The 11,245-nt window shown below is 53.3% G+C and carries 16 protein-coding genes; 1 reads left to right on the top strand and 15 read right to left on the bottom strand.

Annotated features, from left to right (window positions below; genetic code table 11):
- Positions 1 to 115: 115 nt before the first annotated feature.
- The 12 genes from KH813_RS04395 to KH813_RS04340 form a co-directional block, all read right to left on the bottom strand.
- Positions 116 to 997: a LysR family transcriptional regulator gene (locus KH813_RS04395; protein WP_303993712.1), complete on the bottom strand. Its 882-nt coding sequence runs from the start codon at positions 995 to 997 to the stop codon at positions 116 to 118.
- A 37-nt stretch (positions 998 to 1,034) separates the two neighbouring features.
- The gene (gene radC / locus KH813_RS04390) at positions 1,035 to 1,730 is read right to left on the bottom strand and encodes a DNA repair protein RadC (RefSeq protein ID WP_303993711.1); all 696 of its coding nucleotides are present in this window, start codon (positions 1,728 to 1,730) and stop codon (positions 1,035 to 1,037) included.
- A complete protein-coding gene (locus tag KH813_RS04385; RefSeq protein ID WP_303993708.1) occupies positions 1,730 to 2,299 on the bottom strand; it encodes a nucleoside triphosphate pyrophosphatase in 570 nt (189 codons plus the stop codon). The genes radC and KH813_RS04385 overlap by 1 nt, the downstream gene beginning before the upstream one ends.
- Positions 2,299 to 2,568, bottom strand: a complete 270-nt coding sequence (locus KH813_RS04380; RefSeq protein ID WP_303993705.1) for a DUF4321 domain-containing protein — start codon at positions 2,566 to 2,568, stop codon at positions 2,299 to 2,301. The genes KH813_RS04385 and KH813_RS04380 overlap by 1 nt, the downstream gene beginning before the upstream one ends.
- Positions 2,568 to 3,275, bottom strand: coding sequence for a hypothetical protein (locus KH813_RS04375; RefSeq protein WP_303993702.1), 708 nt, complete (start codon positions 3,273 to 3,275; stop codon positions 2,568 to 2,570). The genes KH813_RS04380 and KH813_RS04375 overlap by 1 nt, the downstream gene beginning before the upstream one ends.
- 1 nt (position 3,276) lies before the next feature.
- On the bottom strand, positions 3,277 to 4,005 hold the full coding sequence (locus tag KH813_RS04370; RefSeq protein WP_303993699.1) for an HAD family hydrolase: 729 nt from the start codon (positions 4,003 to 4,005) through the stop codon (positions 3,277 to 3,279).
- 180 nt (positions 4,006 to 4,185) lie between these two features.
- Positions 4,186 to 4,617 (bottom strand): HutP family protein, encoded by a 432-nt coding sequence (locus KH813_RS04365; protein WP_303993696.1) that lies wholly within the window; start codon positions 4,615 to 4,617, stop codon positions 4,186 to 4,188.
- Between the two features lie 7 nt (positions 4,618 to 4,624).
- Positions 4,625 to 6,532, bottom strand: coding sequence for a threonine--tRNA ligase (gene thrS / locus KH813_RS04360; protein ID WP_303993693.1), 1,908 nt, complete (start codon positions 6,530 to 6,532; stop codon positions 4,625 to 4,627).
- Between the two features lie 273 nt (positions 6,533 to 6,805).
- A complete protein-coding gene (locus KH813_RS04355; protein ID WP_303993689.1) occupies positions 6,806 to 7,531 on the bottom strand; it encodes a coenzyme F420-0:L-glutamate ligase in 726 nt (241 codons plus the stop codon).
- Positions 7,531 to 8,127 (bottom strand): hypothetical protein, encoded by a 597-nt coding sequence (locus KH813_RS04350; protein WP_303993686.1) that lies wholly within the window; start codon positions 8,125 to 8,127, stop codon positions 7,531 to 7,533. Before KH813_RS04350 ends, KH813_RS04355 begins: the two co-directional genes overlap by 1 nt.
- 7 nt (positions 8,128 to 8,134) lie before the next feature.
- Positions 8,135 to 8,878: a glutamate racemase gene (murI, locus tag KH813_RS04345; RefSeq protein WP_303993684.1), complete on the bottom strand. Its 744-nt coding sequence runs from the start codon at positions 8,876 to 8,878 to the stop codon at positions 8,135 to 8,137.
- The gene (locus KH813_RS04340; RefSeq protein ID WP_303993682.1) at positions 8,875 to 9,294 is read right to left on the bottom strand and encodes a thioesterase family protein; all 420 of its coding nucleotides are present in this window, start codon (positions 9,292 to 9,294) and stop codon (positions 8,875 to 8,877) included. The genes murI and KH813_RS04340 overlap by 4 nt, the downstream gene beginning before the upstream one ends.
- Before the next feature lie 131 nt (positions 9,295 to 9,425).
- Between KH813_RS04340 and KH813_RS04335 the strand changes: the two genes are divergently transcribed.
- Positions 9,426 to 9,620: a hypothetical protein gene (locus tag KH813_RS04335; protein ID WP_303993680.1), complete on the top strand. Its 195-nt coding sequence runs from the start codon at positions 9,426 to 9,428 to the stop codon at positions 9,618 to 9,620.
- A gap of 70 nt (positions 9,621 to 9,690) precedes the next feature.
- On the opposite strand, the gene KH813_RS04330 is transcribed toward KH813_RS04335, so the two are convergent.
- The 3 genes from KH813_RS04330 to KH813_RS04320 all read right to left on the bottom strand — a co-directional run.
- Positions 9,691 to 10,020: a YkvA family protein gene (locus KH813_RS04330; RefSeq protein ID WP_303993677.1), complete on the bottom strand. Its 330-nt coding sequence runs from the start codon at positions 10,018 to 10,020 to the stop codon at positions 9,691 to 9,693.
- Between the two features lie 14 nt (positions 10,021 to 10,034).
- The gene (locus KH813_RS04325; protein ID WP_075939137.1) at positions 10,035 to 10,271 is read right to left on the bottom strand and encodes a hypothetical protein; all 237 of its coding nucleotides are present in this window, start codon (positions 10,269 to 10,271) and stop codon (positions 10,035 to 10,037) included.
- A gap of 124 nt (positions 10,272 to 10,395) precedes the next feature.
- The coding region (locus KH813_RS04320; RefSeq protein WP_303993674.1) for a hypothetical protein at positions 10,396 to 11,245 on the bottom strand (850 nt) is incomplete at its 5' end.

Raw genomic sequence — 11,245 nt, 5'->3', positions numbered from 1 at the left:
TTTGTCGGAACGTGATAAGTAAAGTTCTTCATGGAATTCTCCTTTAAACATACTTTTACACATATAATAATCTAACTCTATTATATGCTTGTCCCGCGGGAGCGTCAAACAGAGTCTAATTTCGCTCGCGAATAAAATCGCAGAACATCTGCGCAATCGTCGTCAATTTGCGATCTTTGACCGTGTAAATGTGTTCCGCCCCCATGATCTCTTCCGTTGCGATCGGCATGGTGGTAAGACCGATACCGGCGTCTTCATCCGGTTCGCCCATGATCACCGCGATCCCCATGCCTCGACGAGCCCAATGCATCGCAACCAGATTCGTGCTGCAGACAACGCGAATATCTTGATGCAAACCGCGTTCTCGGAAAAAGCTTTCCAGACGAGGCGCCAAACTGCGCGTCACGCAAAGCGGAATACCGGCCAAATCCTCAATGGTCAAAGGCTGCATCGGTTTTTTGAGCCATTTCTGCTGATTGCTCATCACGGCGGAAAGCGAGCGGTAGCGAATCGTGAGCAGGTCAAATAAATAGCCGCGCGGAATCGGCTCATTCATAACGCCGATATCGGATACTCCGTTCAGCATCGCATCCGCCTGCTGATCCACATTGCCCTCGGAAAAAATGGAACGGAAATGCGGATGTTCTTCCGTAAAGGGCTGCAAATAGGTATCGATAAAGCCGTTGACCGCGCCCGGCGTAATCGAGATGCGCAAGGTGCCTTCACCGCCTTGCGACACGCTTTGCACCTCATACTTGAGTTCGTCCGCCAAACGGATAATATCTTTGGCACGGCGATAGAAAAGCTGCCCCGCTTCGGTGAGTTCGATGCGCCGACCGCCGCGGTGCGTGATGATCAAATCCGCCTTGTAATTCGTCTCAATTTGCTTCAATTGCGCGCTTAACGCGGGCTGCACCATGTTCAGTCGCTTCGCCGCCTCGGTCAAGGTCTGCGAATCAACTATCATAATAAAATTGCGAAAATATTCGATGTCCATGCGTATGCTCCTTTCCCATTGCTTTCCCCTGCAATGGTCACACAGAAGGCCGGAATAAATGCTCCCGACGCAAGCTTACAAATGTTCCCGCACCGATGACCACATGATCGAGCACCGGTATATTCAAGACTTCACCGGCGGCGTTAAACCGCTCGGTTAATGCGATATCCGCCCCGGAAGGCGTCGGATCGCCGCTCGGATGATTGTGCACCAAAATCATTGCCGCCGCGTTCCAGCGGATCGCGTCTTTCATCGCCAGGCGCACATCGGCGACGCTTTGATCCAAACTGCCGCGCGACTGTTCCACCGCGGCGAGCAAACCGTTTTTCGTATTCAGATAGCAGCAGTAAAACACTTCCTGCGGCAAATCCCGCAACTGCGGCAGAAAATACCGCGCGACCGCCTCCGGATCGGAAAAGTCGCTGCGCGTTTGCGGTTTACGTTGCGCCAGACGTTTCCCCAATTCAATCGCCGCGCAGAGAGTCGCCGCTTTACTGACGCCGATGCCTTTGACCGTCAAGAGATCCCGCCAATGGAGTGATCCGTAGCGTGACGGATCACCGCCGATCCACTGGTCTTCCACCGCGCGCGCGAGCTCGATCACCGACTGACCGGGAATCCCGCTTTTTAAAATCAAAGCGATCAGCTCCACTTCGGTCAGTCGCTCCGGCCCCTGCGTCAAAAGCTTCTCGCGCGGCCGCTCTTCCTCTGTCAAATCGCAAATGCGTGCCATTACCATTCCACTCCGTTTTCCGTGAGCAGCCGATACGTCGCATGTAAGGGCAGACCGACCACATTGGTGTAACTTCCGGTGATGGCGGAAATCGTCAATGCCGCCGTTCCCTGGATGGCGTAAGCGCCGGCTTTATCCGTCCATTCGTCGCCGGCCAAATACGTTTCCAGCAACGCTTGCGGCCAAGGTTCCATCTTGACTTCGGTGGTTACCGCCCGCGTGATCGCTTCTCCCGAAGGCAAAAGCAACGCCAGTCCCGTAACGACATAGTGCGTCCGACCGCCGAGCGCGGTCAGCATAGTCTTCGCCATCTCCCGATCGCGCGGCTTACCGAACACCTCATCATCACAAACCACCAGCGTATCCGCGCCCAACACCGCCAGCTGCGGCATGCGGGAGATCGCCTCGCCGGCGCGCGCTTTGCCGAGCGCCTGTTCCTGCACCAAGGCCGCCGGGTCATGTTCGCTTCGGTTGCGTTCCCGGTACTCCGGCGTAATCACGGTAAAATGAGCGCCCGCTTTTGTTAAGAGCTGTTTACGGCGCGGTGATGCCGATGCCAAAATCCACATCAGATCCTCCGAAATACCCATACGGCAATCATCATGCCGATCACGCTTAATAAATTCGGCGCGAATCGAATGCCGAAATCAATTTCGAGTATCAAGAGATTTAAATGAATATTTTGCAGATCAAGCAAGGTATATTGCCGAACCAAGTACGGCATGATGCCGGAGAAGGAGACCGAACCGAGAAGATCCGCCAAAATCCCGCCCAAAAGCGCTCCGACAAAAAGGAATAAAAGCAGCATCAAAATGCCGCGGGTACCGCTCCAACGCATCACTTCGCCTGCTTTCTTGCGGCTTTCAAACGCTCGACTTCATCCATGCGTTTGCTTTCGTCCAGAAGCACATGGTAGGTGGTTTCCTCTTCGGTAATCCCCACCCGCCCCGGCAAGTATTCATTCAAGCCGAGCAAAAATTGAGGTTCCGCTTTGAACAATGCGCGACCGAATTGTGGTTTTTTACCCGGCCGCGGAATTTTACAAAAAAGAGCGTACAACGGGCGCGAATCCAAAAGCGAATACCAACGCCATTTATAGCGGAATTTCACGTTATTCGCGACCCGCGCTTTGTGCGTATGCACCCCGTAAAGGCAGTCGTACGGAATTTCCGTGCGATGCGTGCGAAACCAGGTGCGATATTCGCAAATCAGCGCCGTGTCCGTCAAACGCAAATGGTAACTGGTAAGCGCCTGCCCCAACAAGTAGTAGAGCGCGAACAACACGAAAACAATGCTCGCGTAATCAATGCTCCCCCAGAAACTTTGCGTCGCCTGATAATGATCGATCATGCGACCCAAGTCCCAGATGAAAAAGACCGCCACCAAAAAAGCGACGCCGATCACCGGCCAACGACTGCCCGAATTATCCGACTCATCTTCATAAATCGGATCGCCTGCCACCGATAATATCTGTTTGGGAAAAACGGGATTAGCAGTCGTCCCGCGACGCTCCTCCGTCATTTCCGGTTCCCCATTCTGATTCATGCTATTCTCCTTTTCCCGCTGCCGGGTGCATAGGCGGCGCTTCCGTGTCCGCCTCATCTAACAGTTGTTGAAATGCATCCGCCGGGATTAATTCCGGCAACGCCCGCCACGGCTCATACCCTTGCAGTTTTTCCAAACTGCGTGAACCGGTAGCGACGGCAATCGTATACGCGCCGATTTTTTTGCCGCACTGGATATCATGCTCCGTATCACCGATGATAAATATTTTTTCCAGCTCCGCGCCCCACTTGGACCGCGCCAACGCGCCGGCGCGCCGCGCGACATCGATACGATTGAAATCATCGCCGGCGAAGCCGCTGTAATCGAAATCGAAATAGCTCGCCAAACCGTAATGGGTGAGTTTGAGTTCCGCGCCGCGGCGACTGTTGCCCGTCAAGAGCAGCTGATCATAATCGGGCATACCGCTGAAATACGCCAGCAATTCTTTGACATACGGCAGAATTTTACCTTTCGTTTCCTGCATATAGTAGAGCAGCGTTTCTTCGTATTGGCGGCTGAATTGATGCACATCGGCAAGCGTCGGTTCTTTTTGCATCGCGTGCCGCAGAATTTCACGGCAGATAAAATTATCCGTGCGGCCTCCCGCATCAAATCGCGGTAACGTCGCATCCGGTCCCATCATTTCCGTCAGGGTATGCTCAATCGCAAGAAAGCCGGCATGGCCGGTATACACAAGCGTCTGGTCAATATCCCAAAAAAGTACGTTCATGCCATTCCTCCCCATCGATTGGTGGTGTTACGGAAGATAATATCTCATTTATTTATTATATCATACTTAAATACCGATCATCGCCCGTGAATCGGCAAAAAATAAAGGTGCACAATGTGAATTTACGATGCGTCTCCAATGAAAAAAGAGACATGCGAATGCATGTCTCTTTTTTCATTTTCAGATGCTGTCATACACGGCGCGATGCCCGATGCCCGCCACCACTTCATTAAAGTGTAGCACGCCGACGGTGCCGTAAATGGCGACAACGAGGTGATCGCCTTTGCGGGCGATGGCGATTTTACCGCCGATATTTTGGCCAAGCGCTTTCATTTTAATCGCCTCGACCGCCGACTGAACGGCGCCGACGACCGCGCCTTCACCGACGTGGGTGTCGGAAACAATGCCCGTGCGCTGGGCGGCCACCACCGTATGCTCAATCAGTTTGGGCAAAATCGTGATGAACACGCCGCCGAAATCCACCGCCGCCGTTTTGAGTCCGGCTTCAGCATATTCTTTACGTAATGTGGTTTCTTCCGCGCGTGAAGACGTGAGCGCCAACTTCATGGCCGCACGGCCGACATCGCTGCTGGAGTATTCATGGGTACTCATAAGCGCCTCAGTCTTGCCGTTCACGAACCGCTTTCTGCAAGTCCGCGATGAAATCTTGCAGCGCGACATCGTTGGTTTCTTCGCCCGCGCGATTGCGGATTGAAATCGACTGCGCTTCCACTTCTTTATCGCCCAAAATCAACATGTACGGCACTTTTTCCAACTGCGCGCCGCGGATTTTATAGCCGAGTTTTTCGTTGCGTTCATCCGCCTGCGCCCGTAATCCCGCCCGATTGAGTTGACGGGCCACTTCGTTGGCGTACTCCAGGTGACGCTCCGCGACCGGAATGACTTTCACTTGTACCGGCGCGAGCCAGACCGGGAATTTGCCGGCGTAGTGTTCAATCAAAATACCGATGAAACGTTCGATACTGCCGAAACCGGCGCGGTGAATCATGACCGGACGGTGTTTTTCGCCATCTTCGCCGATATAGGTCATGTCAAAACGTTCCGGCATCTGCATATCCAACTGGATCGTGCCGCACTGCCAGGTACGTCCGAGTGAATCTTGAATATGGAAGTCCAGTTTCGGTCCGTAGAACGCGCCGTCACCGGGGTTGATCTTGTACGATACGCCCGCGGATTCGATCGCGTCATGTAAAACGGTTGTCGCCAGTTCCCACAAATCATCATCACCCATCGAATCTTCCGGACGAGTGGAGAGTTCCACATGGTATTCCAAACCGAAAGCGGAGTAAATCCGATCAAAAAGTTCGAGTACTTTCAGTACTTCTTCTTTCATCTGACTCGGCAAAATGAACAAATGCGCATCGTCTTGCGTGAAGCAACGAACACGGAACAGGCCGTGCAACGCGCCGCTCATTTCATGACGATGAACCAGGCCGAGTTCGGCGACCCGCAACGGGAAATCGCGGTAGCTCTTCGGCGAATCTTTGTAATACAGGATACCGCCCGGGCAGTTCATCGGTTTGATCGCGTAATCTTCTTCATCAATCTGCGTGAAGTACATATTGTCGCGGTAATGATCCCAGTGACCGGAACGCATCCACAGATCGCGATTCAAAATGACCGGAGTGGAAATTTCATCGTAGCCGTATTCGTGATGCAGCTCCCGCCAAAACGCCAGCAGCTCGTTGCGCAAAATCATTCCTTTCGGATGGAAAAACGGGAAGCCTGGGCCTTCCGGTTGGAAGCTGAACAAATCGAGTTCTTTGCCCAATTTACGATGATCACGACGTTCCGCTTCCGCCAGTACGAACAGGTAATGATCCAATTCTTCCTGGCTGCCGAAGGCGGTACCGTAGACACGTTGCAGCATTTTATTTTTTTCATCGCCGCGCCAGTAAGCCCCCGCGACGCTCATCAGTTTGAACGCTTTGACTTTGCCGGTCGAAGCTACGTGCGGGCCCGCGCAAAGGTCGGTAAATTCGCCCTGCGTGTAGAAAGTAATCGTTTCATCCGCCGGCAAATCGCGAATCAGTTCTTCTTTATAAATTTCTCCCTCGGCTTTGAAATGTTCCATCGCCGCATCGCGTTTCATCACTTCGCGCACGAGTTTGTGGTTTTCTTTCACGATCTTTTTCATTTCTTTTTCGATCGCGGGGAAATCTTCCGGCGAGAACACATGCTCGGTGTCCATGTCGTAGTAGAAGCCGTTATCGATCGCCGGTCCGATCGCGAGCTTCGTGTCCGGCCACAGGCGCAAAATCGCCTGCGCCATAATATGCGCCGCCGTATGACGGATCGCGTGCAAGCCTTCGGGGCTCGCGCCGTCAAAAAATTCGACTTGCGCGCCGTCGACGACCGGACGCGATAAGTCCGTCAACTCACCGTTGACTTTCGCGACGACCGTTTTTTTCGCCATGCTGTTGCTGATCGCTTTCGCGACATCCAGCCAGCTGCTTTCGTTTGCTACCTCGCGTACGCTGCCGTCCGCCAAATGGATTTTTGCCATAGTATCTGCTCCTTTTGCAATAAAAAAACTTTCGCCCCAAATGGGACGAAAGTCAATTCGCGGTTCCACCCAAGTTAATCCGTACGGATTCTCTCGATCGTGATAACGGGTCGGCCCGGCCGCTCATTTCCGAACGGCGACTCCAAGGCGGTAACGATCACCGTGGTAACGAGCGCTTACAGCCGTGACGCTCTTCTCTTGAGTTACCTGGCAATGACGGTCATGTCCTTTTCGTGGTCATTGAAATCTTTTGATATTGTCAGTATTGTACGTCTATTTCTGTGATTTGTCAAGCGGCGGCAAGGGCGGCGGTAATGTATCGGTGAACGAATCTTGCGGAATCGCCGGCCGAGCCTTCCCGACGGAATAATTTTGAATGACGACAATCGGTGTTTTTTGGCTGGCGTTGCCGAACGGATTGTCGATCAAAAGGCGGGCGATTTCCTGCGCGTCGATGCCTTTGCTCGTGCCCAGTACCGCGCTTTTCTTCAAATCATTCACATCGGCAATCACGGCGCCGTGGCAGCCGAGACGGTCAGTGATCTCGTCGCAGACCTCATCCGTTTCATCCGGGCCGTACACGATGCATTTGTCAAACGGCGGCATCGTTCCCGTGACATCATCGACAAGAGACGCTTGTCGGCAATGCGCATACCATACGCCGCGTTTGCCGAATAGTTTCGCGATAAAGCCGACGATAAACCAAAAGAGCATGCGCCATTCGCCTTCCGCGTTCATCGCGGCCTGCATGCCGTAAATGGTCGACATCGAACCTTCCGCCGGCACAAAGCGATTCATCAATCGCGCCTGCCAGGAAACTTTCAAATCTTCCGGACGCACATAGCGGCCCTGCGTGATCGCGACTACGCTTTCCGCCACGCACACCACATCATGCGGCCCGATCAAAAAATGTCCGTACTCATATACGACATCGGCGATGTCGTCCGCCGCCGTCAAAATGCGCGTCGGAATCGGGATGAGTTTCATCTGTTCGTTCATCAGCGTACCCCTTTCTCCTGCAACAGCGCCTGGCGCAAATTCGCACCGGAAACGACGAAGCGGGTGCGTTCATAACGGGCATCGCTGCGTCCGTACACATTGTAAATTACATCCATCGGAAATTCCCCAAGATCACCAATGGCCGTAGCGATCGGACCGTCCGATGAACACAGGGTGACGACAACATTCATTGCCACTTCTTTTTTGCGCGGCACGAGATACGCTTCCCAATACCCGTCATCGCGCGGTTCATCCGCTCGCGATAAGAAGGTATCGACGCGTAATGAAGGATACTGCTCCCGCGGCAAATAGGCGCGCGGGAAGCAATCCATCACGGTCCCCTGTTGACGCCCGATATTGCGTAATACCGCTTCGATCGTAAACGTCACTTCCGTCGGCGTCACCTTCGTAACGGCCAGCGGCGGTTGCGGAACGGCGCGACGATAGCCTTTGCGTTCAGCGCGGCGCGCGCCGGGGAAGAATACCTTCCACTTCGCGTCTCCCTGCTGCGCCGCATGCAACGCCGCCAACAGCTGCACGACGGCGATAATAATAAGAACGGCAATAATAATATTCAGTAAGTAATAGCCCCACATGTTTGCTTCACTCCTCGATCGTCACTTGACGGGCCGCGACGTTCGGTCCGAATAAGCGGGAAACCCACATGGCCGCGCGGCCTTCCTGCGTAAATGTATACTCTGTTCGGCCGCTGCCTTGCGCCTGCTCGCCCAACGCGTGACGAGCCGCTTTCGCCGTCGCCTGCGCCGGATCAATGAATCGGCACGACGGGGAAAGTTTCTGCCAATCGCTTATGATCAGCGGATAATGCGTGCAACCGAGAATCGCCGCGTCACATTCAGAAAGTAACGGACGGCATTCTTCCAGCAGCTGCCCGATCTCTTCACGGCGGTTGTGTTCAATCGCCGAAGCCAAGCCGGGGCATGCGTGCGCCACCACATCGACTGTCGGATAGCGCTTGGCCAACGATTGCTGGTAATTCCCCTTGGCGATCGTCGCCGGCGTCGCGAACACGGCCACGCGTTTTTCCGCGGGCCACAACGCGACATCCGTCTGCATGCCGATTACCGGCATGGACAATGCGCGTCGCAGCAAATCCAGCGCCTGCACCGTAATCGTATTGCAGGCGATTACCAGTCCCGTCACTTCTTGCGCCAACAACCATTTCCCCAACTGCAGAGAGTACTTTTTAATTTCCTCCGGCGTTCGCGTACCGTAGGGATTGCGCGCGGTGTCGCCCAAGTAGAAAAAATCCGCCTGCGGCATCGCCTGCCGTAACTCTTTCAATACGGAAAGACCGCCCACGCCGGAATCGATAACGCCGATCATTCGGCATCCTCCGACTCCATCATCGCCTGCAAACCATCATAGTATTTCATCGGCAAGCGTATGATTTTGCCCGTTTCGACCGATGTAAAAGTACCTTTCGTCTTGCCCGTGACAATGGTCGCGCCGTCTTTCGGACGCACGATTTCATACGCGAAGACGATTTGCGCCCTCGTCAGCTTGATGAGTTTCGCACGAACTTCAAGCTCATCATCATAATACGATGAATGGTGGTAATCCACTTCCACATGTAAAATCGGAAAGACGATTTCATCACGCATCATGTCGCCGAGCGGAATGCCCGCCTGACGAAAAAACTCCACACGCGCGGCTTCAAACCATAAAATATAGTTAGCATGGTGCGTAACCTGCATGCCGTCCGTGTGATAAAAACGTACCCGTACGGGATAGGAAAACATAATCATCATCCTTTATTTCTTATTCATACTCATAATACTATTTATTGTAGTCGCGCGCCCGCGGAATGTCAAAGAAACTTGCCGTTTTGACGGTGCTTGCGTATACTGGAAACAAAAACGAGGAACTTGCCATGATGATCATTTGCCCTTACTGCAAAAAAGAACTGACTCTTTTTCAAAGTCAGGTGGAACGTCGGCGCGGACGCATTCGCTGTGTCGGTTGCAGCGCCGTGATCCCCTATGATCTCGATCGCGGCCAAAGGCGTCGGCGAACCCTACCCGGTCTGCCGCCGCTCGTGCCGCGCGATCCTGATCAAAGGAAATAAGTTGATACCGCCGTCGGTATATGACTCGCCGACAAAACAAAAGCGCTTACCCAAAGGTAAGCGCTTTTTCTCAACCCGGAAAAAATTTCTTGGCTTTTATCACGTGTTCCGGTCGGATATATTTATCGGCAATTTTCATGGCGCCGGCGACGACCGCCGCATCATCCAACCAGCCGATGCCCGCAATAAAATCCGGCAAGAGGTCGCCCGGCGTAATCATATACCCCAGCGCCCCTAAAATGGCAAGGCGTACAAAATTCGGCGTCCGCGAGTCACGCAAACAATAAAACAAGACAATCGCCTGACGCAAGAATCCCGCTCTTTTACCCAGCGTTCCGAAGTAGCCGAAAAACTTTTTGGCCGAATACATACGGAATAAGAGTTTGAACAATCTTCCCATAGAGATGTTCCCCCTTACTTCGTGGCTTCGTGAATTTCCTGTTTAACCTTTTCCGCCGCGTCTTCGACGCTTTGTTTAGCGTCGGCATACGCGCCTTTCGCTTTCGCGCCGTATTCGTCCGCTTTCGCTTTCGCTTTATCGGCCAATTCGCCGCCGTCCGGCTCCGCCTTTTCCGCTTCGTATCTGGCTTTAGCGGCCAGTTCTTCCGCTTTTGCTTCGGCTTTCATTTTCATGTTATCCAAGTCGCTCATCAGAGTTCCTCCCCTCGGGCCGTGCCCGTGTCCCAACGCGATGTCATTATATCTCTGCTTTCATTCGCGTTTTCTTTTGCGGAAGGTCACGCGCGTATGCTCGGACCTTCCGCAGTAATCGCTTTTAATGTTTCTGTTCTTCTTTAATTTCTTCCGCGCGGTCTTCGACTTTATCTTTTAATTCCGCCGCTTTATCCGCTGCTTCTTCCTTCGCTTCCGCAGCCTTCTCTTTCGCTTCCGCCGCTTTTTCCTGGACGCGTTCTTTTAATTCTGCCGCTTTATCGGCCGCTTCCTCTTTCACTTCGGCGGCTTTCACTTTGGCTTCCGCGGCTTTTTCCTGCACGCGATCTTTTAATTCCGCTACTTTATCTTCGGCTTTAGCCTGCCAATCCACGGATTTTTCTTTCACTTCACCCGCTTTTTGTTGCGCCTGATCTTTCAATACTTCCGCGCGCGATTTGGCATCGGCGCCGGCTTCGCTGACGCGTTCTTTGACTTCGCTCGCCAGTTCTTCCGCCGTGTCTTTGGTCACTTCAAAAATACCTTTCGCCAACGCTTTTTTATCGTCGATCTGCTCCTGCGATACACCGAAGGTCAACAGCAATTCCGTCAACGCTTTGTCGGCCGTGCCCAAGAATTTGTGCACTTTGGCCTGACCGGCATAGTCTTCCATGAAGTTCTGCGTTTCGTCGCCCAACGGCTCGTCTTTTTTGACATCGTTGGCGATTTCTTCAGCTTTTTCCTGACCTTCCTGTTTCAGGTCTTCAAATTTTTCCACATAGGGTTTGACATCGAGCGGCAAGCCGTCTTTAATCCACGACTGCGCCACACGACCGACGCCGTAGGTGACGGAAACGGCGACCGGCAAACCGACGCCCGGAATCGGAATCATCATCGCGGCGATAGAGCCGACGACACGCGCGCCGAACGCGCCGAGAAAACTCATAATGGTACGATCCGAAAGATTGACATCG

The organism is Negativicoccus succinicivorans (assembly GCF_018373335.1).
Classification (GTDB): Bacteria; Bacillota; Negativicutes; order Veillonellales; family Negativicoccaceae; genus Negativicoccus; species Negativicoccus succinicivorans_A.
The sequence above is the reverse complement of the archived record's forward strand: the minus strand, read 5'-3'. Positions and strand labels throughout refer to the sequence as shown.

Excerpts from the sequence above, each read along its gene's own strand:
- KH813_RS04335 (WP_303993680.1), top strand. The coding sequence starts at position 9,426 with ATGATGATCATTTGCCCTTACTGCAAAAAAGAACTGACTCTTTTTCAA.
- KH813_RS04375 (WP_303993702.1), bottom strand. The coding sequence starts at position 3,275 with ATGAATCAGAATGGGGAACCGGAAATGACGGAGGAGCGTCGCGGGACG.
- KH813_RS04365 (WP_303993696.1), bottom strand. The coding sequence starts at position 4,617 with ATGAGTACCCATGAATACTCCAGCAGCGATGTCGGCCGTGCGGCCATG.
- KH813_RS04380 (WP_303993705.1), bottom strand. The coding sequence starts at position 2,568 with ATGCGTTGGAGCGGTACCCGCGGCATTTTGATGCTGCTTTTATTCCTT.
- KH813_RS04350 (WP_303993686.1), bottom strand. The coding sequence starts at position 8,127 with ATGTGGGGCTATTACTTACTGAATATTATTATTGCCGTTCTTATTATT.
- KH813_RS04330 (WP_303993677.1), bottom strand. The coding sequence starts at position 10,020 with ATGGGAAGATTGTTCAAACTCTTATTCCGTATGTATTCGGCCAAAAAG.
- thrS (WP_303993693.1), bottom strand. The coding sequence starts at position 6,532 with ATGGCAAAAATCCATTTGGCGGACGGCAGCGTACGCGAGGTAGCAAAC.
- radC (WP_303993711.1), bottom strand. The coding sequence starts at position 1,730 with ATGGCACGCATTTGCGATTTGACAGAGGAAGAGCGGCCGCGCGAGAAG.
- KH813_RS04325 (WP_075939137.1), bottom strand. The coding sequence starts at position 10,271 with ATGAGCGACTTGGATAACATGAAAATGAAAGCCGAAGCAAAAGCGGAA.
- KH813_RS04395 (WP_303993712.1), bottom strand. The coding sequence starts at position 997 with ATGGACATCGAATATTTTCGCAATTTTATTATGATAGTTGATTCGCAG.
- KH813_RS04385 (WP_303993708.1), bottom strand. The coding sequence starts at position 2,299 with ATGTGGATTTTGGCATCGGCATCACCGCGCCGTAAACAGCTCTTAACA.
- KH813_RS04355 (WP_303993689.1), bottom strand. The coding sequence starts at position 7,531 with ATGAACGAACAGATGAAACTCATCCCGATTCCGACGCGCATTTTGACG.
- KH813_RS04340 (WP_303993682.1), bottom strand. The coding sequence starts at position 9,294 with ATGTTTTCCTATCCCGTACGGGTACGTTTTTATCACACGGACGGCATG.
- murI (WP_303993684.1), bottom strand. The coding sequence starts at position 8,878 with ATGATCGGCGTTATCGATTCCGGCGTGGGCGGTCTTTCCGTATTGAAA.
- KH813_RS04370 (WP_303993699.1), bottom strand. The coding sequence starts at position 4,005 with ATGAACGTACTTTTTTGGGATATTGACCAGACGCTTGTGTATACCGGC.